Annotated in this window: 25 protein-coding genes; 8 read left to right on the top strand and 17 right to left on the bottom strand. The window is 75.2% G+C overall.

All coding sequences use genetic code 11. The features are described 5' to 3' along the window. Positions 1-73: 73 nt before the first annotated feature. Entirely contained in the window at positions 74-976 is a 903-nt protein-coding gene (locus tag ANAEK_RS07510) for an isoaspartyl peptidase/L-asparaginase family protein (RefSeq protein WP_012525549.1), read from the top strand. Between the two features lie 15 nt (positions 977-991). On the opposite strand, the gene ANAEK_RS07505 is transcribed toward ANAEK_RS07510, so the two are convergent. From ANAEK_RS07505 to ANAEK_RS07490, 4 genes are all read right to left on the bottom strand, one after another. Next, a complete protein-coding gene (locus tag ANAEK_RS07505; protein WP_012525548.1) occupies positions 992-1,687 on the bottom strand; it encodes a head GIN domain-containing protein in 696 nt (231 codons plus the stop codon). 123 nt (positions 1,688-1,810) lie between these two features. Continuing rightward, on the bottom strand, positions 1,811-2,590 hold the full coding sequence (locus tag ANAEK_RS07500) for a slipin family protein (RefSeq protein WP_012525547.1): 780 nt from the start codon (positions 2,588-2,590) through the stop codon (positions 1,811-1,813). A gap of 54 nt (positions 2,591-2,644) precedes the next feature. Continuing rightward, positions 2,645-4,060, bottom strand: a complete 1,416-nt coding sequence (locus ANAEK_RS07495) for a nodulation protein NfeD (RefSeq protein ID WP_012525546.1) — start codon at positions 4,058-4,060, stop codon at positions 2,645-2,647. Positions 4,061-4,062: 2 nt separating this feature from the next. Beyond that, entirely contained in the window at positions 4,063-4,680 is a 618-nt protein-coding gene (locus tag ANAEK_RS07490; RefSeq protein WP_012632865.1) for a uracil-DNA glycosylase family protein, read from the bottom strand. 339 nt (positions 4,681-5,019) lie between these two features. Between ANAEK_RS07490 and ANAEK_RS07485 the strand changes: the two genes are divergently transcribed. Next, positions 5,020-5,964, top strand: coding sequence for a zinc dependent phospholipase C family protein (locus ANAEK_RS07485; RefSeq protein WP_012525544.1), 945 nt, complete (start codon positions 5,020-5,022; stop codon positions 5,962-5,964). A 6-nt stretch (positions 5,965-5,970) separates the two neighbouring features. Here ANAEK_RS07485 and coaBC read toward each other — a convergent pair whose 3' ends face one another. Further along, on the bottom strand, positions 5,971-7,188 hold the full coding sequence (coaBC, locus tag ANAEK_RS07480; protein ID WP_012525543.1) for a bifunctional phosphopantothenoylcysteine decarboxylase/phosphopantothenate--cysteine ligase CoaBC: 1,218 nt from the start codon (positions 7,186-7,188) through the stop codon (positions 5,971-5,973). Positions 7,189-7,260: 72 nt separating this feature from the next. Between coaBC and ANAEK_RS07475 the strand changes: the two genes are divergently transcribed. The 3 genes from ANAEK_RS07475 to ANAEK_RS07465 all read left to right on the top strand — a co-directional run bounded on the left by ANAEK_RS07475 (position 7,261) and on the right by ANAEK_RS07465 (position 9,868). Further along, positions 7,261-8,340 carry a CPBP family intramembrane glutamic endopeptidase gene (locus tag ANAEK_RS07475; RefSeq protein WP_012525542.1) on the top strand — a complete coding sequence of 360 codons (1,080 nt, stop codon included), beginning with the start codon at positions 7,261-7,263 and terminating at the stop codon, positions 8,338-8,340. 235 nt (positions 8,341-8,575) lie between these two features. Continuing rightward, positions 8,576-9,115 (top strand): hypothetical protein, encoded by a 540-nt coding sequence (locus ANAEK_RS07470; protein ID WP_232288395.1) that lies wholly within the window; start codon positions 8,576-8,578, stop codon positions 9,113-9,115. Between the two features lie 222 nt (positions 9,116-9,337). Further along, positions 9,338-9,868, top strand: coding sequence for a PAS domain-containing protein (locus ANAEK_RS07465; RefSeq protein WP_012525540.1), 531 nt, complete (start codon positions 9,338-9,340; stop codon positions 9,866-9,868). Here the strand turns inward: ANAEK_RS07465 and ANAEK_RS07460 are convergent, their stop codons facing one another. Continuing rightward, a complete protein-coding gene (locus tag ANAEK_RS07460) occupies positions 9,869-11,071 on the bottom strand; it encodes a class I SAM-dependent rRNA methyltransferase (RefSeq protein ID WP_012525539.1) in 1,203 nt (400 codons plus the stop codon). Further along, positions 11,068-12,408 (bottom strand): radical SAM protein, encoded by a 1,341-nt coding sequence (locus ANAEK_RS07455; protein WP_012525538.1) that lies wholly within the window; start codon positions 12,406-12,408, stop codon positions 11,068-11,070. The genes ANAEK_RS07460 and ANAEK_RS07455 overlap by 4 nt, the downstream gene beginning before the upstream one ends. 305 nt (positions 12,409-12,713) lie before the next feature. Between ANAEK_RS07455 and ANAEK_RS07450 the strand changes: the two genes are divergently transcribed. The 3 genes from ANAEK_RS07450 to ANAEK_RS07440 all read left to right on the top strand — a co-directional run bounded on the left by ANAEK_RS07450 (position 12,714) and on the right by ANAEK_RS07440 (position 15,947). Further along, positions 12,714-13,358, top strand: coding sequence for a sigma-70 family RNA polymerase sigma factor (locus tag ANAEK_RS07450; protein WP_012525537.1), 645 nt, complete (start codon positions 12,714-12,716; stop codon positions 13,356-13,358). Between the two features lie 22 nt (positions 13,359-13,380). Then, complete coding sequence (locus ANAEK_RS07445; RefSeq protein ID WP_012525536.1) at positions 13,381-14,196, top strand: anti-sigma factor; 816 nt, start codon at positions 13,381-13,383, stop codon at positions 14,194-14,196. 167 nt (positions 14,197-14,363) lie between these two features. Continuing rightward, positions 14,364-15,947, top strand: coding sequence for a response regulator (locus ANAEK_RS07440; protein ID WP_012525535.1), 1,584 nt, complete (start codon positions 14,364-14,366; stop codon positions 15,945-15,947). A 15-nt stretch (positions 15,948-15,962) separates the two neighbouring features. Here the strand turns inward: ANAEK_RS07440 and ANAEK_RS07435 are convergent, their stop codons facing one another. The 10 genes from ANAEK_RS07435 to ANAEK_RS07390 form a co-directional block, all read right to left on the bottom strand. Beyond that, on the bottom strand, positions 15,963-16,265 hold the full coding sequence (locus tag ANAEK_RS07435; protein ID WP_012525534.1) for an STAS domain-containing protein: 303 nt from the start codon (positions 16,263-16,265) through the stop codon (positions 15,963-15,965). 136 nt (positions 16,266-16,401) lie between these two features. Then, positions 16,402-16,773: a hypothetical protein gene (locus tag ANAEK_RS07430; RefSeq protein WP_012525533.1), complete on the bottom strand. Its 372-nt coding sequence runs from the start codon at positions 16,771-16,773 to the stop codon at positions 16,402-16,404. 11 nt (positions 16,774-16,784) lie between these two features. Beyond that, positions 16,785-16,973, bottom strand: a complete 189-nt coding sequence (locus tag ANAEK_RS07425) for a hypothetical protein (RefSeq protein WP_232288394.1) — start codon at positions 16,971-16,973, stop codon at positions 16,785-16,787. 113 nt (positions 16,974-17,086) lie between these two features. After that, positions 17,087-18,694 (bottom strand): murein biosynthesis integral membrane protein MurJ, encoded by a 1,608-nt coding sequence (murJ, locus tag ANAEK_RS07420; protein ID WP_012525531.1) that lies wholly within the window; start codon positions 18,692-18,694, stop codon positions 17,087-17,089. Beyond that, entirely contained in the window at positions 18,694-19,839 is a 1,146-nt protein-coding gene (locus ANAEK_RS07415) for a hypothetical protein (RefSeq protein ID WP_012525530.1), read from the bottom strand. The genes murJ and ANAEK_RS07415 overlap by 1 nt, the downstream gene beginning before the upstream one ends. Continuing rightward, positions 19,839-20,654, bottom strand: a complete 816-nt coding sequence (locus tag ANAEK_RS07410; RefSeq protein WP_012525529.1) for a hypothetical protein — start codon at positions 20,652-20,654, stop codon at positions 19,839-19,841. Before ANAEK_RS07410 ends, ANAEK_RS07415 begins: the two co-directional genes overlap by 1 nt. Continuing rightward, positions 20,651-21,415 carry a type III pantothenate kinase gene (locus ANAEK_RS07405; RefSeq protein WP_012525528.1) on the bottom strand — a complete coding sequence of 255 codons (765 nt, stop codon included), beginning with the start codon at positions 21,413-21,415 and terminating at the stop codon, positions 20,651-20,653. Before ANAEK_RS07405 ends, ANAEK_RS07410 begins: the two co-directional genes overlap by 4 nt. Positions 21,416-21,488: 73 nt before the next feature. Continuing rightward, complete coding sequence (locus ANAEK_RS07400; RefSeq protein WP_012525527.1) at positions 21,489-22,481, bottom strand: biotin--[acetyl-CoA-carboxylase] ligase; 993 nt, start codon at positions 22,479-22,481, stop codon at positions 21,489-21,491. A gap of 63 nt (positions 22,482-22,544) precedes the next feature. Next, complete coding sequence (gene nadC, locus ANAEK_RS07395) at positions 22,545-23,381, bottom strand: carboxylating nicotinate-nucleotide diphosphorylase (RefSeq protein ID WP_012525526.1); 837 nt, start codon at positions 23,379-23,381, stop codon at positions 22,545-22,547. A 14-nt stretch (positions 23,382-23,395) separates the two neighbouring features. Beyond that, positions 23,396-26,551, bottom strand: a complete 3,156-nt coding sequence (locus ANAEK_RS07390; RefSeq protein ID WP_012525525.1) for a valine--tRNA ligase — start codon at positions 26,549-26,551, stop codon at positions 23,396-23,398. Positions 26,552-26,555 lie beyond the last annotated feature (4 nt).

Below are 26,555 nucleotides of genomic sequence, written 5' to 3'. Positions count from 1 at the left end.
GCGCCTCCGCGCGCCTCCCCCGCGCCGCCCGCCGCCTTGCCCCCGCGGCGGGCCCGCCGCTACGCTCCAGGCCATGACGCCATCACCCACCGTCACACCGATCCTGGTGGTCCACGGCGGCGCGGGGCAGCCCAGCCCCGACCGCGCGACCGACGCGCCGCGGCTCGAGGGGCTCCGCCGCGCCTGCGCGGCCGGCTGGCAGGTCCTCTCCCGGGGCGACGCCGCGCTCGACGCGGTCGAGGCCGCGGTGCGGGCGCTGGAGGACGACCCGCTGTTCAACGCGGGCCGGGGCGCCGCGCTCACCGCCGACGGGACCGTCGAGCTCGACGCCTCGATCATGGACGGCGCCACGCTCCGCTGCGGCGCGGTGGCGGCGGTGCGCGACGTGGCGAACCCGGTCTCGCTCGCCCGGGCGGTGATGGAGCGCTCGCCGCACGTGCTGCTCGCCGGCGAGGGCGCGTCGTCGTTCGCCCGCGAGGTGGGCATCCCGCCCTGCGACCCCGCGGCGCTCGTCACGCCCGCGCAGCGGGCCCGCTTCGAGGCGGAGCGCGACGCGGCGCGGTCGAGGCCGGGGCACGGCACGGTCGGCGCCGCCGCGCGCGACGCGCGGGGCCACCTCGCCGCCGCCACGTCCACCGGCGGGATGATGCTGAAGCGCGCCGGCCGCGTGGGCGACACGCCCATCATCGGGGCCGGCACCTACGCGGACGACGCCTCGGCGGCGGTCTCCTGCACCGGCCACGGCGAGCGCGTCATCCAGGTGACCCTGGCGCGGTACGCGGCCGACCGGGTGGCCGCGGGCGCCGCGCCGGCGGACGCCGCCCGCGAGGCGGTGCGGATGCTCGCCGCGCGCGTGCAGGGCGAGGGCGGCCTGATCCTGGTCGGCCCGGCGGGCGACCCGGCGTTCGCGTTCTGCACCGAGGCCATGAGCCGGGCCTGGATCGGGCGGGATGGGGTGGTGCACGCGGCCCTGTAGCCGCGCGGGCCCAGCTCACCCGCGGGTGATGCGCCCGGAGCCGGCCACGGCGGCCTGCTCCACCCGGCCCTCGCCCCACCAGCGCACGTCGCCGGAGCCGGCGACGGACGCGCGGAGCGCGCCGCCGGCCAGCGTCAGCTCGGCGTCACCCGAGCCGGAGATCTGCACCGCCGCGTCGTGGGCCGCGAGCCGGCGGCCCAGGATCTCGCCCGAGCCCTTCACCGCCGCCTCCAGCCGATCGGCGCGCCCGTCCAGCTCCGCGGAGCCGGAGCCGGCGAGCTCCACCCGGAGCTTCCCGGCGGTGCCGGTCCAGCGCAGGTGGCCGGAGCCGCTCAGGGAGAGCACCTGGTCGCCGCGCGCGCCGTCCACCGAGGCGTTGCCGGAGCCGGCGAGCGCGAGCCGATCGAGCGCCGGAACGGTGACCTCGACGCGCGGCCCGCGGTACGAGCGGAGGTCGCGCTCGTTGCGGATGGTGAGCGTGCCACCCCGGACCTCGGTGACGATCTCGGGCTGCAGGTTCTCGTCGGCCACGACCACGACCGACTGGGCCGGCCCGACCTTCACCTCGAGGTCGAGCGAGCCGGCGAGCTGGATCGCCTGGAAGGCCGGGACCTCCCGGCGCTGGTGCACCACGTGCCCGTCGCCGTCCACGGCGGCGGCGGAGAGCGGGACGGTCAGGGCGGCGAGGGCGGCGGCGACGGCGAGGCGCATGCGGAGTCCTCCGACGGCAGGTGCGAGGCGCGGGAGAGCGCGACGTCGCCGCCGCGCTCCCCGCACCGGGTCCTCTCTCCCCAGAGCGGACCCTGGCCCATACGCAGGCCGCGCGCGCCTATTTCACCCTTCCGTCCTGGGCCCTCCGGGGAGGCGGGCGGCGGCGTCCATGAACGGCTTCACGATGTCGAGCGGGAGCGGGAACACGATGGTCGAGTTCTTCTCGGCGGAGATCTCGACCAGCGTCTGGAGGTAGCGGAGCTGCAGCGCGCCGGGCGAGCGGGCGATGACGTCGGCCGCCTGGCCCAGCTTCTCGGCGGCCTGGTACTCGCCCTCGGCCGCGATGACCTTCGACCGCCGCTCGCGCTCCGCCTCGGCCTGCTTGGCCATGGCGCGGCGCATCTCGTCGGGGAGGTCCACCTGCTTCACCTCCACCGCGGTCACCTTCACGCCCCAGGGCTCGGTGTGGCGGTCGATGATCTCCTGGAGCTGCCGGTTGATCTTGTCGCGCTGGCTGAGCAGGTCGTCGAGCTCCACCTGGCCGAGCACCGAGCGCAGCGTGGTCTGCGCGAACTGGCTGGTGGCGAACAGGAAGTCGGTGACCTGGAGGAACGCCCGGTCGGCCTGGAGCACGCGGAAGTAGATGACCGCGTTCACCTTCACCGACACGTTGTCGCGCGTGATCACGTCCTGCGGCGGCACCTGCTCGGCCGTGATGCGCATGTCGATGATGATCATCCGGTCGATGAACGGGACGATCCACTTCAGGCCGGCGGTGCGGATCCCGGCGAAGCGCCCCAGCCGCAGCACCACGCCCTGCTCGTACTCGTTCACGATCCGGACGCCGGACAGGAACCAGATGACCACCAGCGCGACCGGGACGGCGACTCCGAGGAGCGGCATGCTTTCCTCCCTGCGCGGCGTCACCCCGGGTGAGCGGCGCGCGTGCGCTCCGTTCTAGCCCTTCCCGGGCGCGGCGGCCACCACCGTGACCGTCAGCCCCTCCACGGCCACCACCCGCACCGCGGCGCCGCTCGGGATGGGCGCGGCGCTGCGGGCCTGCCAGTACTCACCGTGAACGAACGCCTCGCCCGCGACCGGGCCGATCTCGGAGAGCGCCTCGCCGGCCGCGCCCACCAGCCCGGGCGCGCCCAGGCGCAAGGGCGCGCGCCGCACCCGCGCGATGTTCCAGGCCATGAACGCGAGCAGCACGGCCAGGGCCGCGGGCGTGGGCCAGATCACCCAGGGTGACAGCCGCAGCGCGCCGGGGTCGAACCAGTCGCCCGGCGCGGAGGTGTTCACGAAGAACAGCGTCCCGAGCACCAGGCACGCCGCGCCGGCCAGCCCCGCCAGCCCGTGCGCGGTGACGTACGCCTCCGCCACCAGCAGCCCGACGCCGGCGAGGAGCAGGATCACCGCCCCCACGTTCACCGGGATGACCCGCATGGCGAGGAACGCGAGGAACAGGCAGAAGCCGCCCGCCGCGCCCGGGAAGATCATGCCGGGGTGGTAGAACTCGACCGCGATCCCGAGCATCCCCACCAGCATCAGGATCGCCATGACGTTCGGGTCGGCGAGGAACCCGAGCAGCCGCTGCCGCACCGTCGGCTCGTACGGCTCGATCGCCGCGCCGGCCACCCGGAGCGCACGCGCCGCGGTCCCCTGCCCCACCTTCCGCCCCTCGGCCTTCGCGAGCACCTCGGAGAGGTCGGCCGCGACCAGGTCGGCCACCTTCAGCCGGAGCGCCTCCTCGGCCGTGACCGACACGCTCTCGCGCACCGCCTTCTCGGCCCAGTCGGCGTTCCGGCCGCGGGCGGCCGCGACGCTGCGGGCGAAGGCGGCGGTGTCGTTCTCCACCTTCTTCGCCATGTCCTTCCCGGCCTCCTCGGCCACGTCGCGGCCCGCGCCGGTGACCGGGTGCGCCGCGCCGATGTTGGAGGTCGGGTGCATCGCGGCCACGTCCGCGGCGAGCGTGAGGAACACGCCCGCCGAGCCGGCCCGCGCGCCGGCCGGGCCGACCCACACGATCACCGGCACCTCGGTGGCGAGCATGGCCTGGACGATCTCGCGCGTCGCGTCGAGCTGGCCGCCGGGCGTGTCGAGCGTCACCACCAGCGCCGCGAACGCGCCGGTGCGGGCGCGCGCCAGGGCGGCCTCGAGGTACTCGACGGTGCCGCCGGTGATGGGCCCCTTCACCGTCGCGGAGAGCACCCGCGCCGGCGCGGCGGCCGGGGACGCGGGAGCCGAGGCGGCCCCGGTGGCGCGCGCGGCGGCGCCGGCGGCGAGGAGCGCGGCGCACAGCAGCGGCAGCGCCGCGCGGGCGCGGCGGGGAACGGCGGATCTCGCGGCGCGGGCGATCTCGCCGAGGCGCATGCTCACCTCCCGGGCGGCGGCTGGCCCAGCTCCTTCATGACGAGCTGCAGGTCCTCCCATGCCTTCTTCTTCTCCTCGGGGCTGCGCAGGAGATAGGCGGGGTGGAACGTCGGCATGAGGCGGATGCCCTCGTACTCGCGCCAGCGGCCCCGGAGCCGGGTGATGGGGGTCGTGTCCCGCAGGAGGGTCTGGGCCGCGAACTTGCCCAGCGCCACGACCACGCGCGGCCGGATGGCGGCGAGCTGGGCGCGCAGGAACGGCTCGCAGGCCTCGATCTCGTCCGGCTCCGGGTTGCGGTTCCCGGGCGGGCGGCACTTCACCACGTTCGCGATGTACACCTGCTCGCGCTGGTACCCCATCGCCTGGATCATCTTCGTGAGGAGCTGGCCGGCCTTGCCGACGAACGGCTCGCCCTCGCGATCCTCGTCCGCGCCCGGCCCCTCGCCCACGAACACCAGCTCGGCCTGCGGGTTCCCCACCCCGAACACGAGCGTGGTGCGGCCGCCGGCGAGCTTGCAGCGGCGGCAGTCGCCGAGCGCGTCGCGGACCTGGACCAGCGCCGCGCTCCCGCAGCCCTTCTCCCCGATGCGGTGGGCGCCGGCGACCGGGGCGGGCGCCACCGGCGCAGGCGTGCGGGCGGGCGCCTCCCGGGGTGCCGCGGGTGGGGCCTGCTGACCAGGAGGAGGGGGGGACGCCGGGGCCCGGCCGGCCGGGGCGCCGCGCTCGGCCGCAGGCCCGGCCTGCCGGGCATGCGCGGCCGGCGCCGGCGGTTCCACCGCCAGCACCGGGACGGGAACCTCGCGCACGCCCGCGGCCTCCAGCCAGCGCAGGTGCCGCGCCAGCTCCGCCGCGACGTCCGACACCGCCTCCCCTGAACGCGCTTCGCCCACCTGACCCCTCGAAAAAACAGGTACCGCGCGTTGCGACCGCGGCCGCGCGAAACCTAGAATCGAACCCCGATGAAGCTGCTCCGCCTGCTCCTCCCCGCCACCCTCGCCGCCGCCGCCGTCGCCATCCTCGCCTGGCCCTCCGACGCCCAGGCGTGGGGGCCGCTGGCGCACCTGAACTTCTCGGCGCAGGCCCTCGCGAACCTCGGGGTGGCGCAGCCCTCGCTGCGCATGGTCCTGCAGGACTTCGGCAACGAGTTCCTCTACGGCTCCCTCGCGGCGGACATCGTGGTGGGCAAGAACATGGCCCGCTACCTGTACCACTGTCACAACTGGCGCGTGGGCTTCAACGTGTTCAAGCAGGCGAAGCCCGGGGCCGAGCAGGCGTTCGCGCTCGGCTTCCTCGCGCACCTCTCCGCCGACACCGTCGCGCACAACTACTTCGTGCCGTTCAAGACGGTCGCCTCGTTCCACAAGACGAACACCCGCCACGCCTACTGGGAGCTGCGCTACGACCAGCGCATGGACCGCGACCTGTCGCGGCTGGCGCGCCAGGTGTCCACCCGCGCCATCCGCGGCCACGACGACTTCCTGGCGCGCACGCTGACCGGCGCGTCGGTGATCCCGTTCGGTGTCTCGCGGCAGCTGTTCCGCTCGCTGCTGGTGAGCGCGCGGATGGGCCGCTTCCACCACGTCTCTCGGCTGGCGCTCGCGCGCGAGCGCAACCTGGTGCTCGAGCCCGACCTGGTCACCGAGACGAACGAGCTCGCGGTGCAGGCCATCCTGGGGCTGCTCGCCGAGGGCGAGCGCAGCCAGGCCGCGCGGGCCGACGCCACCGGCGCCCGCAACATCCGACTCGCGACCGACCTCCGCAAGCAGCTCAAGGAGCGGACCGCGCGCCACCGGATCCCGTTCCGCGACGCGGCCGACATCGCCGAGGAGACGCGCCTCAGCTTCCGGCGCGGCATCAACGGCAAGCTGATCCTGCCGCCGTCGATCGCGAAGCTGGCGGCGTAACGCGGGTCAGCGCCGCGGCCGGCGCGCGTCGAGCACGGGCAGGATCCAGTCCAGGATCGCCTCGGCGACCTTGTCCTTCGTCCCCTCGATCTCGGCCAGCTCGGCGGCCGAGACGAGCGCCACGCGGTTGGTGTCGCCGCCGAAGCCGGCGCCCGGGGCACCGACCTTGTTCGCCACCACCAGGTCGCAGCGCTTGCCCTTCAGCTTCTCGCGGGCGCGCGCGATGACCTCCTCGGTCTCCGCCGCGAACCCCACCAGCACCGGCGCGCCGGGCTTGCCGGCGTGGCGCGCGCCCAGCCCGGCCAGGATGTCCGGCGTGCGGGCGAGCACCAGCGTCTCCTCGCCGGGCTTCTTCTTGAGCTTGTGCGCGGCCGGCGCGGCGGGCCGGTAGTCCGACACGGCGGCCGCGCCCACGAACAGGTCCATGTCCGCCTGGGCCGACTCGACCGCGCGCGCCATCTCCTCGGCGGTCTCGACGCGCACCACCTCGACGCCGGACGGGTCCTCGAGCGCGGTCGGGCCCGACACGAGCGTCACCTGCGCGCCACGCCGGGCCGCCACCCGGGCCACCGCATAGCCCATCTTCCCCGACGACGGGTTGGAGACGAAGCGGACCGGGTCGATGGGCTCGCGGGTCGGGCCGGCGGTCACCAGCACCTTGCGCCCGGCCAGGTCCTGGCGTCCCAGCAGCCGCGCGGCGGCGAGCGCGATCTCCTGCGGCTCGGCGAGCCGGCCCTCGCCCACGTCCCCGTCGGCGAGCAGCCCCGCCGCCGGGCCGACCACGTGCATCCCGCGCGCCCGCAGCGCCGCCAGGTTCTCCTGCGTCGCGACGTTGCGCCACATCCGCGTGTTCATGGCGGGGGCGAGCAGCACCGGGCAGGTGGCGGCGAGCACCGCGGTGGTGACGGCGTCGTCGGCCATGCCGGCGCGGATCCGCGCGATCAGGTCGGCGGTGGCGGGCGCGACCACCACCAGGTCGGCCACGCGCGCCATCTCGAGGTGGCCGTAGGTGAGGTCCGCCGCCGGCTCGAAGAGGTCGGTGAGCACGGGCGCGCCGGACAGCGCCTGGAACGTGAGCGGGGCGACGAAGCGGGTCGCGGCCGGGGTCATGGCGACGCGCACCTTGCCGTTGCCCTTCACGATCAGTCTCGTGAGGTCGCAGGCCTTGTACGCGGCGATGCCGCCGCCCACGCACACCACCACCGTCCGGTTGCGGAAGTCCATGCGCGCATCTTACCCGCGTTCCGGCGCAGACGAGGGCGCGCGCGGCGGCCGGCGCGGCTATCATCCGCCCGAGTGGATCCCTCCCGTCCCGGCCCGTCGCAGGGCGACGCGCCCCCGCCCTCGCCGCCCCTTCCCTCCCCGGCGCCCGCGCCGGAGGCGGGCGAGCCCGCCGTTCCCGCGGCCGCGCCGTTCCGCAAGAGCGGCCTCGCGTTCTTCGCGGTGCTCCTGCTCCTGTACGGCCCGGGCATCCTGGCCCAGCAGCTCCACCCGGCGGCGGGCCTGGCCTGGAGCGAGATCTTCGTGTTCCTGCTGCCCGCGTTCGCGGCCGCGCTCGGCTCGAACCTGCGGCCGGTGCCGTACCTCGGCCTGGCGCGCCCGGCGGGCGTCCCCCTGGCGCTCGCGGCGCTGGCCGGCGCGGCGGGGTTCCTGGTGGCGAACGCGCTCATGTTCGCGTGGGTGGAGGTGCTCCCCCCGCGCGTCACCGAGCTGTTCGACGTGGGCCGGCTGTTCGAGACGCCGGGGGCGCAGCGGTACGCCATCGCCGCCGCGGCGGCGCTGCTCGCGCCCGTCTGCGAGGAGGTCGCGTTCCGCGGCTACCTGCAGCGGACCGTCGCCCTCCGCCGCGGCCCGGCGGCCGGCCTCGCGGCGGGCACGATCTTCTTCGCGCTCCTGCACCTCGACCCGGTGCGGCTCCCCGCGCTCCTGCTGCAGGGGCTCCTGTTCGGCTGGCTCGCGCTGCGCAGCGGCAACACCTGGAACGCGGTCGCCGCGCACGCGATGAACAACGCGCTCGCGGCGGGGGCCGCGCTCGCCTCCGCCGGCTCGGGCGCGGACGAGGCCGCCGCCGCGCCCGCCACCGGGCAGATGGTCGCCACGCTCGTGGCCGGGGGCGTGGCGCTGGCGCTCCTGCTGCGCGCGTTCCGGAACGCCACCCCCCCGCCGCCGCCCGCCGCGGCCGCGCTGGAGCGGCGCGACCCGGCGCAGCCGTCCCTCCGCTTCCGGCTGGCGCGTCTGCCGCAGGGCGTATGGGCGAGCGCCTCGCTGGCCATGGCGCTGCTCGCGGCGCTCGCGCTCGTGGTCGCGCTGGGCGGCGGGCGCACCCCTGCGCCGCCGGTGCCCCCCGGTCCGGCCCCGACCGTGCCCGCGCCCTGAGGGGCACGTGAACCCGTCCCCTCCCGTCGCCGCGGCGGCCGATCCGCGTCGCATCGCGTCGTTGCTCCTCCCTCACATGCCGACGGGCATGCTCGGTCGTCGCGCCTCGCGCTGCTCGCGTCTCGACCGCCTGGCTCGGTCCGGGGATGGATTCACGCGCCCTGAGGGCGCGCGGTGCGGTCCCGGCCGCCTCGGGCGGTTATCTTCCTCTCCACGACCTCCCATGGAGCCCCGCGTGAACCGGACCCTCCTCGTCACCGCCAGCCTCGCCGCGCTGCTCACCGCCGTTCCCGCCCGGGGGGAGCGCGGCCCCTCCACCCCGACCGAGCGCCGCAAGGCGGTCGACGTGACCCGCCGGCTCGAGCGCGAGCCGCTCGCGCGCCGGGCCGCGACCGACCGCCGCTGGCTGCTGCAGTGGATCGTGGAGATCCCGGACATCCAGGTGCGCGGCTGCTCGGGCCCCCTCGACCCGCTCGCCGAGGACGACGGCAGCCGCTTCGGGAAGATCCTCTTCGTGCAGTCGATGTTCGGCATGGCAGCGTTCCAGATCGAGCACCCCCGCAGCGCGGACGACTGGCTGGCGGTGCAGACGGCGGGCGTGGAGAGCGTGCTCCGCGCCTACCGGTCGCTGCTGCGCGCGCGCCCGCAGGCCCGCTGGGACGAGCTCGACGCGCTGCTCGCGGCGCAGCGGCGCGGCCGCCTCCCGGCGCTGCTCGAGCAGGCGATGGAGGGCTGCGACGAGCCCGCCGGCCCTGCGCCGGGCGACGCGATCTGAGCGGCCGCTGCGCCCGGGGATCGCGCGAGGTCCCCGCGGGCCGCGGCCGGCGGCGCGCGGCAGCGGCCCAATCTGACGCACCCGGATCACGAATCGTGAATGTACGCGGCGGCCGCACCGCGGCGCTAGGCCGCGCGGCTCCCTCCGGGCGTTGACGCGCGGCGGCGCCGGTCGCAGGCTCCCGTCGTGGCGCGCGAGCCGCGCCGCACGCGGGAGTTCGGCATGAAGGTCGTCTGCTCGTACTGCCACCGGCTGCTGCGGGAGTCGCCCGGCGAGGCCATCGGCGTGAGCCACGGCATGTGCCCGGAGTGCGACGCGTACTTCGCGAAGCTGTGGGGCGGGCTGAAGCTGGGCGAGTACCTCGACCTGCTGCCGGTGCCGGTCATGGTGGTGGACGGCGGCGGGCGCGTGGTGGCCGCGAGCGAGCGGCTGGCGGACGTGCTGCACCGGCCGCGCGCCGAGCTGCGCGGCCTGCGCTGCGGCGAGGCGATGGCCTGCTCCCGCTCGCGCCTCCCCGGCGGCTGCGGCAAGGCGGAGCACTGCCGCGAGTGCACCATCCGCCGCACCGTGGACGAGGTGCACGAGACCGGCCACTCCGTCGCCGGCGCGCGCGCGTGGGTGAAGACCGACGCCGGGCGCGTGCCGGTGACCATCTCGGCGCGGCCGGCGCAGGGCTTCGTGGAGGTGACGCTGGACGAGCCCGAGGCGCTCGCCGGCGCGCTCGGCGGGCAAGCCCCGCCGTCGCGCCGGTAGCTACCCCGCCCGGCGCAGCACCATGCACTTCAGGTAGCGGCCCTCGCGGAACTGCAGCGAGACCGGGTGATCCGGCGGCTGCCGCGTCTCGGCCACCAGCGCGAGGTCCACCCGCGCCTTGTAGGCCGCCTCCTTGACCGCGTCGGCGAACTGCTCCGCCGAGACGCGGGCCGAGCAGCTCGCGGTGACGAGGAGCCCGCCCGGCGCGAGCACGGCGAGCGCGGCCCGGTTCAGCGAGGCGTAGCCGGCCAGCGCGCCCTCCACCGCCTTCTGCGACTTCGCGAACGCGGGCGGATCGCACACCACCAGGTCGAAGCGGCGCCCCTCGCGCTTGTAGCGGGCGAGCAGCTCGAAGCAGTCCTCGGCGGCGAACGCGTGGTCGGCCGCGTCGAGGCCGTTCGCGTGGAAGTTCTCGCGCGCGAGCGCGATGGCGTCGCGGTCCACGTCCACCGTGACCACGTGCCCGGCGCCGCCGAGCGCCGCCGCCACCGAGAAGCCGCCGGTGTAGCCGAACAGGTTGAGCGCCTCGGCCCGCCCGCGGGCCAGGTCGCGCACCATGCGCCGGTTCTCGCGCTGGTCGAGGAAGTGGCCGGTCTTCTGCCCGCGGCGCACGTCCACCAGCACCTTCATCCCGTGCTCGTCGATCGCGATCCGCTCCGGCGGCTCCGCGCCCCACAGCACGCGCCCGCTCCCGCCGCCCTCGCCCTCGTCCTGGTCGTCGCGCGGGATCTCGTCGCGGCCGAACACGCCGGCCACGCCCTCCTGCTCGGCGTGGAGCGCCTCGACGATCTCGGCGCGGTGCGGGGTGAGGCCGGCGGAGTACAGCTTCAGCACCACGTGGCGATCGTAGCGATCGGCGACGACGCCCGGCAGCGCGTCGCCCTCGCCGTGCACCACCCGGTAGCCGGTGGTGTCGCGCACCAGCTCCTTCCGCAGCGCCACCGCCCGCGCCACGCGCCGGCGCCAGAACGCGGCGTCGATGGCCTCGGCCGGCTCGCGGGTGAGGATGCGGACCGAGATGGCGGAGTGCGGATCGTAGTAGCCGCGGGCCACGAAGCGGCCGTCCTCGGTGACGTCCACGATCGTGCCCGCCGGCAGCCGCGCCGGCGCGCGCTCCACCGCCTTGCGGAACACCCAGGGGTGCCCGGCGCGCAGGTGGCGCGCCAGGTCCTTGCGCAGCGGCAGCTCGGCCTCCGCCTTCATCTCGCCTCCGTGCGGCGGCGCCGGGCCGGCGAGGCCGGCGCTCGGCGCGCCCCGCGCTCGCTCCGCGCGCGGGAGAAGTTGCCCACCACCAGCCCCGGCCGCGCCCGCTTCAGCGCGCGCACCAGCGCCGGGATGCCCAGCGCCTCGCCGGGCGCGCCGCGGTCGCGGGCGATGGCCATGTACACGTCCGGATCGATGGCGAGCGGCCGGGTCTGCACCTGGTCCACGCCGGTGTCCGCCACCAGCCGGCAGAGCCGCTCCGCCTCGCCCCCGCGGTCGGTGACGCCGGGGAAGGTGAGCAGGTTCAGCGCCACGTAGGCGCCGCCCGCCTTCGCGGCGCGCACGCCGCGCACCACGTCCTCGAGCCCGTAGCCGGTGGGCCGGTAGTAGGCGGCGTACAGGTCGGGCGAGGCGCTGTTCAGCGAGATGCGCACCGACTCCAGCCCGGCCGCGACCAGCCGCGCCAGCGCCTCGGGCAGCGAGCCGTTGGTGTTCGCGTGCAGCGTGCCGCGCCGGGTCCGCGCGCGGATCAGCCGGATGGCCTTCTCGATCTCCTTCCAGCGCAGCAGCGGCTCGCCCTCGCAGCCCTGGCCGAAGGAGACCATCACCCGGCCGGTGGCGCGCTCCAGGTGGCGCACCGCCACGTCGGCCATCTCCGCGGCGGTGGGCGGCCGCGCGATCCGCTCGTGCGAGGAGGGCGGCATCCCCTCGTCCTGCTCGGACAGGCAGCCCACGCAGGCGGCGTTGCACGCGGCCGACGACGGGATCGCGCCCTCGTCGCGGGCGTAGAACGTGTTCTGCGCCGTGAAGCAGCGCCACTCCAGCGCGCACCGCGCCAGCTGGCGGTAGATCGGGTTCCCGGTCGAGACCAGCCGCTCGACCTTCGCGGGCAGGTCCGGCGTCGAGTGGCGCGACGGGTCCCAGTGCGACCGCCGATCGGTGTGGAGCGCCCACACCACCGGCCCGTCCTCGCCCAGCCCCGCCGCGGTGTAGGCCCACTGCGGGAGCGTGGGCGCCTCGTCCAGCGTGGCGAGCGGCGGCCGCGCCGCGGCCGGGAGCAGCGTACGGGTGTAGCCCGGCGGGAGCGTGGCCCCGACGGCGTGCGGCACGACGCGGCGGCGCCCGAGCTTCACCTCCTGAAGCACCACCTGCGCGCCGGTCTCCGGGTCCACGCCGACCGGCCGCCGCCCCGGGAGCAGGCAGAGCGTCGCGCCCTCCGGCAGCGGGAGCGGGCGCTCCGCGGGCCGCAGCACCGCGTCGCCGCTGCGCGCGGCCGCGAGCAGCGTGGGGTGGTCGTAGACCGTGCCCCGGTCGTCGGCGAAGAGGAGTCTCGGCATGGGCGTCGTCGCGATTCACCCGCGCGGGCGCGGCGGCGGGCCGAGGGTCTTACCACGCCGGCGCGCGCCGCGCCGGGGCCGCGGGGACCCCCTGCCGGCTCCCGCGCCCGGGGCTTTTCGCCCCGACCGCCGGGATGCTAGGAATCCCGAGTCCTTTCCGCGCGCTCGCCCTCCCCCCCTCCGGTCCTGCGATCGGACGGACGGCGCGCGGGAATCTCCCCGGGCGATGGGCCGTTTCCCAGGTCGAGTGGCCTGATTCGGAAGCGGGTGTGCGTCGTCCGGGATTAGAAGAGATCAAGCCCGAAATGTTCGACCTCCGACAGAACGACCTGACCCGCGACGAGTTCCAGGAGCTCGCGCTCAAGCACATCGACCCCCTCTACTCGGCGGCGCTGCGGCTCACCAAGAACGACCGCGACGCCGAGGATCTCGTCCAGGACACGTTCCTGCGCGCCTACCGCTTCTTCGACAAGTTCGAGCGCGGCACGAACATCAAGGCGTGGCTGTTCAAGATCCTGACCAACACCTTCATCAACCGGTATCGACGGTCGGTGAAGGAGCGCAACATCGTCGAGGGGTCGGAGCGCGACGCCGTTCACGAGCGGTTCGTGTCGCGCGAGGCGGCCGAGTACGCGGCCAACCCGGAGCAGTACTTCTTCGACCGGCTCCTCTCCGACGACGTCCTGAAGGCGGTGGACTCGCTGCCCATCGACTTCCGGATGGTCGTGATCCTCGCGGACCTGCAGGAGTTCTCGTACAAGGAGATCGCCGAGATCCTCGACGTCCCGGTCGGCACGGTGATGAGCCGGCTGTACCGTGGACGCCGGCTGTTGCAGAAGGCGCTGGCGAGCTACGCCGTGGTCTCCGGGGTGATCCAGCTCCCCGAGTCCGAGGACGGCGAGAGCATCGACCTCGAGACGTACCGGCGCCGCCGCGGCAAGTCGGCCTAGGATCCCGGCCAGAGGGCCTCGAATGCGGATCGACTCCACGCTCATCGCCGCCATGGACTGCCGCGAGCTCGAGCGATCGATCGACGCGTACCTGGACGGCGAGTTCGACGAGCGCGAGCGCGCCGAGGCGGAGGCCCACCTCGCCGCCTGCACGCCGTGCCGCGCCATGGCCGACCGCCAGGGCGCGCTCCGGCTCGCGCTCCGCGCCAAGCTCCGCGAGGCGATGGCCTCGCCCGCCGCGGCCGGCTGCGCGCCCCCGGCCCTTCGCGCGCGCGTCCGCACCTCGCTCGCGCACGAGCGCCGGCCGCTCTGGCGCCGGGTGCTCCAGCCGGTCCCCGCGGCCGCGGTGGCCGCCTGCGCGATGGGCGCGCTGGTGGTGCTGGCGGGTCACCGGGGCGACACCGCGCTGGTGGACGACGCGATCCGGGTGCACCACCGCGCGCTGCCGCTCGAGGTGGACGCCGCGGCCATGCCGGGCTGGTTCGCGGGCAAGCTCGACTTCCACCCCGCCCTGCCGCACTTCGACGGCGGCGGCGCGCGCGTGCAGGGCGCGCGGCTCTCCAACCTGCGCGAGTGGCCGGCCGCCTACGTGCGCTACCAGCTCCCGCGCGGGCAGGCCGGGCTGTTCATCGTGGACGACCCCGACCGCCGCTTCGACACGCCCGGCCGCGAGGTGAAGGTCGGTCCGCAGGTCGTCCGGGTGGTCAACGCGCGCGGCTACAACGTGGCGGTGTGGCGCCAGGACGAGATCGTCTACTCGCTCGTCTCGGACCTCGACGAGGACGCGCTGTTCAGGCTCGTCCAGGCCGCCCAGGCGGAAGCCGCCGGCGGCCGATAGCGGTCGATCGCGTGCCGCGGATGTGGTCGCGGGGACGACCCGCGGCGCCCGGCCCGCGTTTTGACCTCGCACCGCGCGGCGGTTAAGATTCACCAGCATTTTCCGCGCGGTGCGCGACGTGCGCGGCGCGCGCGCCGTCCCCTCCCGCACGTGCCCGGGTCCGCCTGATGCCGACGAAGATCCTCCTCATCGAGAACGACGCCGCGTTCGCCGCCGAGCTCTCGAAGGCGCTCGAGGCGAGCGGCTTCGACGTGCGCGTCACCGGGGACGGGAAGCTCGGGATCGAGCTGGCGCGCGAGTGGGCCCCCGCGGGCGTGGTCCTCTCCGTCGAGCTGCCGGGCATGAGCGGCTACCTCGTCTGCCAGAAGCTGAAGAAGGACGACGCGCTGAAGTCGACGCCGCTCGTGCTCACCAGCGCCGAGGCGACCGAGGAGACGTTCGAGAACCACCGCAAGCTGAAGGTCCGCGCCGACGAGTACCTGCTGAAGCCGTTCCCCGCCGCGGCGCTGCTGGAGAAGCTCGGCGCGCTGGTGGGGCTGCCCGACCTCGGCGAGGAGCCGCTCGAGGCGGACGAGGAGATCGTCTCCCTCGAGGAGGAGATGGGGCTCGAGGCGGTCTCGGAGCTTCCCGAGGCGGACCTCCCCGCGCTCGACCTCGACGCGCTCCCGGACGAGCCGGGCGATGCGGCCGCAGGTCCGGCGGCGGACGACCTCGCGCTGCTCGACGAGGCGTTCGACGGGATCGCGGCGCCGAGCCCGGAGCGGCCCGGCGACGCGCTCGACCTGGCGCTCGGGCTCGGCGACGGCCCGGCGGCGGTGGACGACCCGCTGGACCCGTCGCTGCTCGACCCGACCGACGACCTCCCCGGCGCCGCGGGCCTGGCCGGCACGGACGACGCCGACGGCGGCCTCTCGCTGCTCGACGCCGACGCGGCGCTCGGCGCGCTCGCCGACGAGCCGCCCGCGCCGGCGCGCCCGCCGGTGCGCGGCGCCAGCGCCGACGCGCTGCGCGCGGCCGGGATCCGGCTGCTGGAGGACCCGCCGGCCCCCGCGCCGGCCGCGGCGCGTGCCGGCGCCGATCCGGCCGAGCTCGCCGCGCTGCGCGCGCAGCTGCGCCAGGCGGAGGACGCCGCCGCCGGCGCTGCCGCGGAGCAGGCCGCCCTCCGCGCGCGCGGCGACGCGGCCGAGGCCGAGGCCGAGCGCGCCCGCGCCGAGCTGGCCGGGGCGCGCGAGGAGGCGCGGGACGCCGCCGACCGGGCGGAGACCGTGGAGCGCGAGCTGGCGGAGCTGCGCGACCGGCTGGCCGGCGCCGAGCGCGCCGCCGGCGACGCCGAGCGGCGCGCCGAGGACGCCGAGGCGCGCGCGCTGGAGGCCGAGGACGCGGCGCGCAAGCGGGCCGCGGAGGCGGCGGCCGCCGCCGAGGCCGCGGCGCGTGCCGAGGCGATGGAGCGCGAGCTGGAGGAGCTGCGCACCGAGCTGGTGGTGGCGCGCGGCGAGGCCGAGGGCGCCCGCGGCGAGGTGGAGAACCGCACCGCCGAGCTGGGCCGGCGCGTGGCCGAGCTGGAGGCCGCGAACGCCAAGAACGAGGAGCGCGTCCTCAAGGCGTACCAGAAGATCAAGGGCGACGAGAAGGTGAAGGACAAGGTCCGCAAGGCGCTCGCGATCGCCGCGCAGCTCCTCGACGAGGGGCTGCCCGCGGACCCGGCCGCCGAGAAGGAGCGCCGCGCCGCCTCGCCGCTGGTGCGCGAGTAGCGGCGCCGCCCGGCGCTACCCGAGCGCCTCCTCGTCGCCGACCGGCGGCGCGAGCGTGACCCCGAGGTACCGCAGCAGCCGGTGCTGGTGGCGGCCCAGGCCCACCACCTCGACCGTCTCGCGCCCGCAGAGCTGCCCCGCCATGGCGGCGACGCCCAGGTCCTGCACCTCGCGCACGCCCGAGAAGTCGAGCAGCAGCGGGGCGGACGCGGGGATCTCGCCGAGCCACCCCGAGAGGCGGCTCGCGGCCTGGCGATCGAAGACGCCCTCGATCCGGATGACGAGCTCGCCGCGTGCCCCGCGCGTCACGTCCATCATGTCACTGACCCCGGCCCGGAGGAGAGGAGTCCAAGGTGCGCGCGCGCGCGGCCCGGGTCAACCCGGCGCCCCAACGTGGAGGACGCGGGTGCGACGAGCGGGCCCGATTCCCGAGTCGACGTCGCGCTGCGCGCGATCAATGCGTGGACGGCGCGGCGGAGCCCTCGGGCCCCGCGCCCGCGGACGCCGTCTCCCGCGCCCGCGCCGCCCGCATCGCGCCCACCGCCGCGCCGATGGCGAGCAGGTTCGTCGGCGAGAGCGCGGCGCGCGCCGCCATCCGCACCATCGGCCGCAGCAGCGGCCACAGCCCGCCGCCCAGCACCATGCCCGCGGCGGCCGCCACGCCCAGGACCGCCATGGGCGACTCCGCCATGCGGCGCTCCAGGTCCAGCTGCTCGGCGAGCCGCGCCACCGACTCGCGCGCCTCGTCGCCGAGCTCGCGCAGCGCGTCCGCCACGTCGCCCAGCTCGCCCGCCTCCATGCCGCCCGCCCCCCGCTCGCGCTCCATCACCCCTCCGCTCAGGTCCGCGAGAGCAGCCGGCCGGCCAGGAACCCGAGCCCGACGGCGATGGCGACGGCCGCGATGGGCCGCTCGCGCGCGAAGCCGCGAATCCACTCGCCCGCGTCCTCGGCGTAGCCGCGGAGCCCCTCGAGCTGCTCCTGCATGCCCCCGGCCAGCTCCTCGGCCCGGTGCCGCATCTCGTCCATCGTGCCTTCCCCGCCCCTGCCGCCGTTTTCCATGTTCACCCTCGCCGGTCGCCCTCGCGGCAAGGTAGGCCGCGCGCACACGCGCGGCCAAACCCCGGGGAGGCGGGGCCGGATCAGGCCCGGCGCGCGCGGCGCCGGCGCAGCCCGGCGAGCAGCTCGTCGAGCTCGGCGATGCGCAGGGCGCGCGCCGCGGCGAGGTAGGCGAGGCCGCCCGCCGCGATGGGGCCGAACGCGAGGGCGAGCTGGGCCGGGACGCCGCCGTGGCGGCCGAGCAGCGTGGCGAGCCCCCGCTCGGCCGCCCAGGCGACCGCCGCCAGCGCCGCCGAGGCGAGCAGGACCTTGCCGAGCTGGCGGGCGAGCCCCTCCCCGCCCAGCCGGCCGTGCCGCCGCCGCCAGGAGAACAGCAGCACCGCGAAGTTCGCGAGCGCCGCGAGCGAGGTCCCGAGCGCCACGCCGCGGTACCCGAGCACCGGGTACAGCGCGAGGTTCAGGACCACGTTCGAGGTCATGCCGAGCACGCTCCCCACCACCGGCACGCGGGCCCGGTCGAGCGCGTAGAACGCCGGCGCGAGCACCTTGACCGCGGAGTAGGCGTAGAGCCCGGCCGCGTAGCAGACCAGCGCCGCGGCGGTCGCGTCGGTGTCGGCCGCGCCGAAGCGCCCGTGCTCGTAGATGACCGAGATGATGGGCCGGGCCAGCACCGCCAGCCCCACCGCCGAGGGCACGTTCAGGAACGCGACCAGCCGCAGCGCCGAGCCGAGCGTGTCCTGCACCGCGTCCATGTCGCGCGCCGCCGCCCACTGCGCCACGCCCGCGCCGGCCACCGTCGCGATCGCCACGCCGAACACGCCCAGCGGGAGCTGCATGAGGCGGAACGCCATCTGGAGCCAGGTGTTCGCGCCCTCCTCGTGCGAGGCGAAGATGGTGTTGACGAGGATGTTCACCTGCGTGGCGGAGAGCCCCACCACCGCGGCGCCCATCAGCCGGAAGATGCGGCGCACGCCGGGGTCGGCCAGCGCGCCCGCCGCGAGCGCCGGCCGGGCGCGGTAGCCCACCGCGCGGACCGAGGGGAGCTGGGCCGCGAGCTGGAGCGCGCCGCCGAGCAGCGTGCCGATGGACCAGCCCACCACCGCCCGCTCCGGCGGCAGCCCGGCCAGCCACAGCCCCATGCCCACCGCGATCGACCCCACGTTGAACAGCGCGGGGGCCACCGCCGGCGCGGTGAAGCGCCCCTGCGCGTTCAGCATGCCCATCGCCACCGCGGAGAGCGAGACGAGGAGCAGGAACGGCATCATGATGCGGGTGAGGTGCGCGGCCAGCGCCGCCTGGTCGGCGGTGTAGCCCGGCGCCATGAGCGCGACGAGCGGGCCGGCGAAGGCGACGCCGAGCAGCGTGATGCTCCCCACCACCAGCAGCACCAGCGCCACCACCGTGTTGGCGAGCCGGTAGGCGGCCTCGCGGCCCCGGTTGCGGTGGGCGTCGGCGAACGCCGGCACGAACGCGGAGGAGAGCGCGCCCTCGGCGAACAGGTCGCGGAGCAGGTTGGGGATCCGGAACGCGACCACGAACGCGTCGGAGAACCGGTTCGCGCCGATCAGGATCGCGAAGAGCTGGTCGCGGACGAGGCCCAGCACCCGCGACGACATGGTCGCCGCCGACAGCCACACCGCGCGCCCGACGCGGACCGGCGCCGCGCCCGCCGCCTCGGGGCTCCCGGCCACTAGTGCTTCCCGCCCACCGGCCCGCGCGCCGCCTGCTCCTTCTTCATCATCCACGCCTTCGCCTGCGCCTGGATCGTCTGCGGCACGTTCCGGTCGCGGGCCAGCTCCTTGATGTCCTTCTCCTGGAGCGTGGTGAGCATCTTGAGCGCGGTGGGCAGCGGGACCTTCGGGTTCTTCACGAGCGAGATCTTGATGGCGTAGGTCTTCAGGTACTCGCGGGTGCCGTAGATGTACCGCAGCACGTCGGCGTTCACGGTGCGCGAGTTGGCGAGCGAGAGGATCTCGCCGTCGGTGATGCGGGGGCTGGTGACCGCCGCCATGCACACCAGCTTGTTCGCGTCGCGCAGGAGCAGCGTGCGGGCCTCCTTGTTGCCGAGCGTGGCGAGCTTGATCTTCTCCGACACGCTCATGCGCATCACCCGCTGGGTGATGTTCAGCTTGCGGGTGGACTGCTCCTCGGTCTCCGCCGCGGGGGGCGCGCCCTCGCCGGCCCCGTCGCGCGCCAGCTCGTCCGCGTACTCGGCCATCAGCGCGGCGGCGGTCTCGCCCGGCTCGGGCGGCTTCACCGTGGGATCGACGCCGTGGACGCGCTTGTGCGCCTCGACCATCTGCGGCACGTCGAGCAGCGTGAGCCCGTTGCGCACGCAGAAGTCGCAGGCGCCGTCCACGGTGGACGCGAGCACGTGCGGGTTCGCGCACAGCGCGCGGACGATGGGCTCGTGCCGGAGCAGGCGCAGCTCGTTCTGCCGGACGATCTCGGCGAGGCGCTGCGGCACGATCGCGGCGAGCCGGGCCACCGTCCCGTCGAGCGTGGCCGGGTTGAGCAGCACCAGCTCGAGCGCGCCCTCGCGCTGCGCGAGCCGGTCGGCCATCCAGTCCAGCACCGGCCCGGGCACCTCGTCGGAGCGCAGCGCCACGCTCCAGATCTTCTCCGGCAGCCCCTCGGCGGTCTTCGCCGCCGTCTCGCGCACCGCGGCCTCGGGGTCGTGCGCCAGCATGAACAGGAGCGTGGCCAGGTCCGCGGCGGCCACCGCCGGGACGAGCCCCTTGGCGCCCATGGTGCGGAGCGGCAGCGGGGCCTTCGGATCGGCGTGCTTCTGCAGCGGCTTCGGCAGGGTCTCCAGCGGGAGCGGACAGTCCGGCATCAGCGTTCGACCTCTCGAGGCCCGTCCGGCTCCGGGGCCGCGGGCGCGGTGGCGTCCTGCGCGGCGGGCCCGGAGTCGGCGGGCGCGGGCGCGCTCGGCGCCTCGTCGGATACGGTGGACGCGGCGGCGGGCCCGGACGGTGCCGGCCCGTCGCCGGCGGGCCCGGCGGCGGCCGCGTCGGATGGGGTGGGCTCCGCGGGCGACGCCACCGGCGGCTCGACCGCGGCCGGCGTCACCTCCACCTCCAGCGGCAGCGGCGCGGGCGGCGGCGTGCCGGCGGCCTGCGCGGGCGCGAAGCCCAGCGCGACCGGCGACATCTCGTAGAGCGGCGCGTGGCGCCGCTGCCAGCGGTGCCGGATCCGCCCCAGGAAGCGGTTCAGCGGGTTGTTGCGCGACAGGGCGCCGATCACCGGCGGGCGGCGGATGCCGATCGTGTCGCGGGCCATGCAGAGGCTCGCGTCGCGCGGCCACAGCTCGAGCCCGCGCAGGATGGCGCGCACGGCCCGCTCGCGCTGGTTGAGCGCGAGGTGCACGCGGGCCTGGTTGAGCAGAAGCTCCGGATCCGGCCCGGTGGCGCGCAGCGCCTGGTCGCACAGCGTGACGCCCAGGTTCGAGTTCCTCTCCACGAGCACCAGCGTCACGCCGTACCAGGACATCGCGCGGGCGTCGCGCGGGTCCCTGCGGTGCGCGCGCTCGAACGCGGCGTGCGCCGCGCCCACGTCGCGCGCGACGAACGCGGCGATGCCCTCCTCGAGGAGGCTCCGCGCCGGGGCGGCGCCGTGCGGCGCCGCGGCTGGGGTCGCCTGGGCGGTCACCGGTTGCGCTCGTGGAGGATGCGCAGCCCCTCCAGCGTGAGGTGCTCGTCCACCTCGGTGATGCTGCGGGAGACGCCGGCGATGAGCGGCGCGAGCCCGCCGGTCGCCACCACCTTGGGCGGCGTGGCCAGCTCGGCCGCGATCTGCGCGCAGATCCCGTCCACCATCCCGACGTACCCGTACACCAGGCCGGCCTGGATGGAGGCGACGGTGTTCTTGCCGACGACCGAGGGCGGCTTCGCGAACTCCACCCGCGGCAGCTTGGACGCGCTGCGCGCGAGGGCGTCCATGGAGATGCCGATCCCGGGGCAGATGGCGCCGCCGAGGTACTCGCCCTTCGCGGAGATGACGTCGAAGGTCGTGGCGGTGCCGAAGTCCACCACCACCAGGGCGCAGCGCCAGCGCTCGTACGCGGCCACCGCGTTCACCACCCGGTCCGCGCCCACCTCGCGCGGGTTCTCGTAGAGGATGGGCATCCCGGTCTTCATCCCCGGGCCGACGAACATGGGCTTGCGGTCGAAGTACCGCACGCACATCTGCTCGAGGGTGAAGGCGAGCGGCGGGACCACGCTCGCGATCACCACCGCCGAGACGCGCGCCGGCTCGAGGCCGGCCGAGGCGAACAGCTGGCGCAGCAGGATCCCGTACTCGTCGTAGGTGCGGGTGTGGCTCGTCTCCACGCGCCAGTGCCTGCGCAGCACGGCGCCGTCGTAGACGCCCAGGGTCGTGTTCGTGTTGCCGACGTCGATGGCGAGGAGCACGGGCCGGAGCCTAGCTTCCGGGCCTGTCCGGGGTCAATTCCACGGCCGCCGCGGGCGCGCGCCGGCGCGCGGGTCAGCGGGGCCGCAGCAGGCGGACGTCGCCGGCGAGCACCCGCTCCAGCCCGCTCGCCGTCCGGACCAGCAGGGCCCCGGCCTCGTCGATGTCCTCGGCCGTGCCCGCCAGCTCGCCGTCGTCCACCCGCACCCGCACCTCGCGCCCCAGCGTCACCGACCGCTCGCGCCACGCCTCGCGGATGGGCCCGAAGCCCTGCTCCTCGTGCACGTCCAGCCAGCCCTCCAGCGCGGTCAGGCAGGCGGCGGCGAACAGCGCGCGCGGCGCGGGCTCGCCGCGCTCCAGCAGCACGCTGGTGGCCTCGCCGCGCAGGTCGTCCGGGAAGTCCTCGGCCCGGGCGTTCACGTTCACGCCCACGCCCACCACGATCCAGTGGACGCGGTCGGGCTCGGCCGCCAGCTCGGTGAGGATCCCGGCGATCTTGCGCCCGCCCGCGAGGACGTCGTTCGGCCACTTGATGCCCGCGTCCACCCCGGCCTGCCGGAGGACGTCGCAGACCGCCAGCGAGGCGACCAGCGTGACCTCCGGCGCGCGCGCCGTGGGCAGGTCGGGCCGCAGGATCGCGGAGAAGTAGAGGTTCTTGCGCGCGGGCGAGATCCAGGCGCGGCCGCGCCGTCCCCGACCGGCGGTCTGGCGCTCGGCGATCACCACCTCGCCGTGGGCGGCGCCCTCCTCGGCCAGCTCCCGGGCGCGGTCGTTCGTCGAGGCGAGCTCCTCGTACGCGTGGAGCACCTGCCCCAGGTCGTGGGTGTTGAGCAGCGGCCGCAGCTCCAGCGCGGTGAGCCGGTCCGGCACCTCGGCGAGGCGGTAGCCGCGCGCCGGCACCGCGTCGATGCGGTAGCCGCGGGCACGGAGCGCGTTCACGTGCTTCCACACCGCGGCGCGGGTCAGGCCCAGCTTGTCGGAGATGGCCTCGCCCGACACGACCTCGTCCCCGGCCTCGGCCAGGAACGCGAGCACCAGCTCGGCGGAGTCGGACGGCTCGGTCGCCATGGTCCCGGGATCTTCCGGGGCCGGCGGCGGCCTGTCAAATGGCGCGCCCGGGCAGGGCGCGGGTCAGGCGAGGTCGAACGCGACGTCCACGGCCCGCGCGCTGTGCGTGACCGCGCCCATGGACACGAAGTCCACTCCCGTCGCGGCCACGCGCGGGAGCCGCTCCAGCGTCATGTTGCCGCTGGCCTCGAGCAGCGCGCGCCCGGCCGTGCGGCGGACCGCCTCGGCCATGGCGCCGTCGTCCATGTTGTCGAGCAGCACCAGGTCGGCGCCGGCGGCGATGGCCTCCTCGAGCCCGGGCAGGTCCTCGACCTCGACCTCGACGCGCAGCATCGCGCCCGCCGACGCGCGGGCACGCCGGACCGCCTCGGCGACGCCGCCGCACGCCGCGACGTGGTTGTCCTTGATGAGGACGCCGTCGCCCAGGCTGAAGCGGTGGTTCTTGCCGCCGCCGGCGCGCACCGCCGCCTTCTCCAGCATGCGCCAGCCGGGCGTGGTCTTGCGCGTGTCGAGCAGGCGGGTGCGCCCGCCGCCGGCGGCCAGCGCGTCGGCGCAGCGCCGGGTGGCGGTCGCCACGCCGGAGAGGCGCTGGAGGAAGTTCAGCGCGGTGCGCTCGGCGGCGAGCAGCGCGCGCACGGTGCCGCGCGCGGTGCCGACGACCTCGCCGCGCGCGGCGCGCGCGCCGTCGGCGCGGTCGAACGTGCAGGATGCCCCGAGCCGCTCGAACACCCGCACCGCCACCGCGGTGCCGGCGAGGACCAGGTCCTCCTTCGCGAGGAACCGGCCCTCCCCGGTGGCCGAGGCGTCGATGGTCGCCTCGCTCGTCGCGTCGCCGAGGAGGAGGTCCTCCTCGAGCGCCAGATCGAGGAGGCGCTCGACGTGAGCGGAGAGCCGGGGCATCCGCGCGCCGCCGCCTACTTCCGCTTCGCGGCCTTCCGGGCCGGCTTCTTCGCGGTCTTCTTCGCGGCCGGCTTCCGCGCGACCTTCTTCGCGGGCGCCTTCTTCGCGACCTTCTTCTTGCCGGCCGGCTTCTTCGCGGCGGCCTTCTTGGCGGCCGGCTTCTTCGCGGGGGCCTTCTTCGCGACCTTCTTCTTCATGGCGGCGCGGGTCGCCGCGGCCTTCTTCACCGAGCGGCGAACGGTCTTGCGGACCGCCTCCGCGACCTTCTCGATGCCCGACGCCACCGCGGTCGCGGCCTGCTGAGCGGCCTCGCTCACCACGGCGACGGCCTTCTCGGCGCTCTCGACGACCGTGCTCTCCTGCGCCGGCTGCGACTCGGCAGCGGGCCCGTCCTGCGTCGGCTTCTGCTCGTTCTGGATCTCCATGGTGTCCCTCCTGGCGGAATTCGCCTCCGATCCCGAAAGCATCGCACGATGCGCCTCGAGCTTGCCTCTTTTTTCGCGAAGCTCCTCCGCCCGGGCACGGTCCTTCTCGACCACCGCCGCCGGCGCGTTCTGCACGAAGGACGGGTTCTGGAACTTCCGCTCGAGGACGGCGAGGTCCTGGTCGACCTTCCCGATCTCCTTGTCCACGCGCGCCGTCTCGGCCGCGAGGTCGATCACCCCGGCCAGCGGGACGCGGACCTCGAACCCGGGGCCCACCCCCACCGCCGACTGCGGCGCCGGGGCGGTCGCCGCCGCGACGACGAGGTGCGAGCCCTCGACCCCTGCCACCCGGTGGACCCGGGCCAGCTCGCCGGCCTGCAGCAGGTCGCGGAGCGCGGGATCCGCGACCGCGATCTCCACCGGCGCCTGCGCGCCGAGCTTCACCTTCCACGGGATGCCCATCTCGCCGCGGATGTTGCGCACCGCGTCGATGATCCCGAGAACCGGCCGGAATGCGGCCTCGGCCGCCCCGTCCGCCTCCCCCTTGCGGGGGTATTCGGCGGCGAGCACCGAGTCCGCCCAGGCGCTCGCGCCGACCTGCGCGCGGAGCACGTGCCACAGCTCCTCGGTGATGAACGGCATGAACGGGTGCAGCAGCCGGTAGGACGTCTGGAGGCAGTGCACCAGCACGGCCTGGACGCTCCGCCGCGCCTCGGGGTCCTCGGAGGCGAGCGCCTCCTTCGACAGCTCGATGTACCAGTCGCAGAGCTCGTGCCAGACGAACGCATAGACGGCGTTGGCGGCGTCGTTGAACCGGAACGCCTCGAGCGCCTCCACCGTCTCGTTCACCGCCCGCTGCAGCCGGGCCAGGATCCAGCGGTCGGCCGGCGTGCGCGCGAGGCGGGCCGGGTCCTCGCCGCGCTCCTGGTAGCCGGAGAGGTTCATGAGCGCGAAGCGGCTCGCGTTCCAGAGCTTGTTCGCGAACGCGCGGTAGCCCTCGATGCGCTCCTTCGCGAGCTTGATGTCGCGGCCCTGCGCGGTGAGCGCCGCCAGCGTGAAGCGGAGCGCGTCCGCGCCGTACTGGTCGGTGATGACGAGGGGATCGATCACGTTCCCCTTCGTCTTCGACATCTTCTGGCCCTTCTCGTCGCGCACCATCGGGTGCAGGTACACCGTCCGGAAAGGCACCTCGCCCATGAAGTGGAGGCCCATCATCATCATCCGGGCCACCCAGAAGAAGATGATGTCGTGCCCGGTCTCCATCACGGAGGTCGGGTAGAAGGTCCGCAGCGTCTCGGTCTGCTCCGGCCAGCCCATGGTGGAGAACGGCCACAGGCCGGACGAGAACCAGGTGTCGAGGACGTCCTCGTCCTGGCGCAGCTCGCGCTTGCCGCAGGTCGAGCAGGCCTCCGGCGTCTGCCGCGCGACCGTGACGTGGCCGTCCGGGCAGTACCAGGCCGGGATCTGGTGCCCCCACCACAGCTGCCGGCTGATGCACCAGTCGTGGATGTTCCGCATCCACGCCATGTACGTGTTGGTCCACTGCTCGGGGATGAAGCGCGTCCTGCCCTGCTCCACCGCCTCGATGGCCGGCCGGGCCAGCGGCTCGATGCGCACGTACCACTGGTCCGAGAGCAGCGGCTCGAGGATGGTGGCGCTGCGCTGGCAGCGGCCCAGCGGCAGCACGTGCGGCTTCGCGCCGCGATCCAGGCCCTGCTCGGCGAGGAGGCGCTTCACCTCCTTGCGCGCCTCGAACCGATCCAGCCCGGCGAGCGGGCCGGCCTCGGCGGTCATGCGGCCGTCGGGGCCGATGACGGTGATCATCTCGAGCCCGTGGCGCTTGCCCACCTCGAAGTCGTTGAAGTCGTGCGCCGGGGTGACCTTCACCGCGCCGGTGCCGAACTTCGGGTCGACCAGGATCGCGTCGGCGACGATCGGGAAGGTGCGCCCGGTGATGGGGTGGCGGACCTTCTTGCCGTGGAGCGCCATGTAGCGCGGGTCGAGCGGGTGCACCGCCACCGCGGTGTCGCCCAGCATGGTCTCGGGCCGCGTGGTGGCGACCACGATCTCGCCGGTGCCGTCGGCGAGCGGGTACGCGAAGCTCCACAGCTCGCCCTGGTGCGCCTCCTCGTGCTCGACCTCCAGGTCGGAGAGCGCGGTGCGGCAGTCCGGGCACCAGTTGATGAGCTTCTTCTCCCGGTAGATCAGCCCCTCCTCGTGGAGGCGCACGAACACCTCGCGCACCGCCCGGGAGAGCCCCTCGTCCATGGTGAAGCGCTCGCGCTGCCAGTCGAGCGAGGCGCCCAGCGCCTTGTGCTGCTCGCCGATGCGCGAGCCGTACTGCTCCTTCCACGCCCAGACGCGCTCCAGGAACGCCTCGCGCCCGAGGTCGTGCCGGCTCTTCCGCTCGGTCTTCTTCAGCTCCTTCTCGACGATCATCTGCGTGGCGATGCCCGCGTGATCGGTCCCGGGGAGCCAGAGCGTGTTGAAGCCGCTCATCCGCTTCCAGCGGATGAGCACGTCCTGCAGCGTGGCGGTGAGCGCGTGCCCGAGGTGCAGCGAGCCGGTCACGTTGGGCGGCGGCAGCACGATGGAGAACGGCGGGCGGGTGCGATCGTGCTCGTCGCCGTGGAAGTAGCCGCGCTCCTGCCAGAAGGGATACCAGCGGGCCTCGACCTCGCGGTGCTCGTAGCCCTTGGCGAGCTCGGTGCGGTTCTCGTTCTCGATGGGATTCGGGTTCGACACGTCG

Origin of the sequence: Anaeromyxobacter sp. K, from assembly GCF_000020805.1 — a bacterium.
Taxonomy (GTDB): Bacteria; Myxococcota; Myxococcia; order Myxococcales; family Anaeromyxobacteraceae; genus Anaeromyxobacter; species Anaeromyxobacter dehalogenans.
This window is presented reverse-complemented; position numbering and strand designations above follow the sequence as displayed.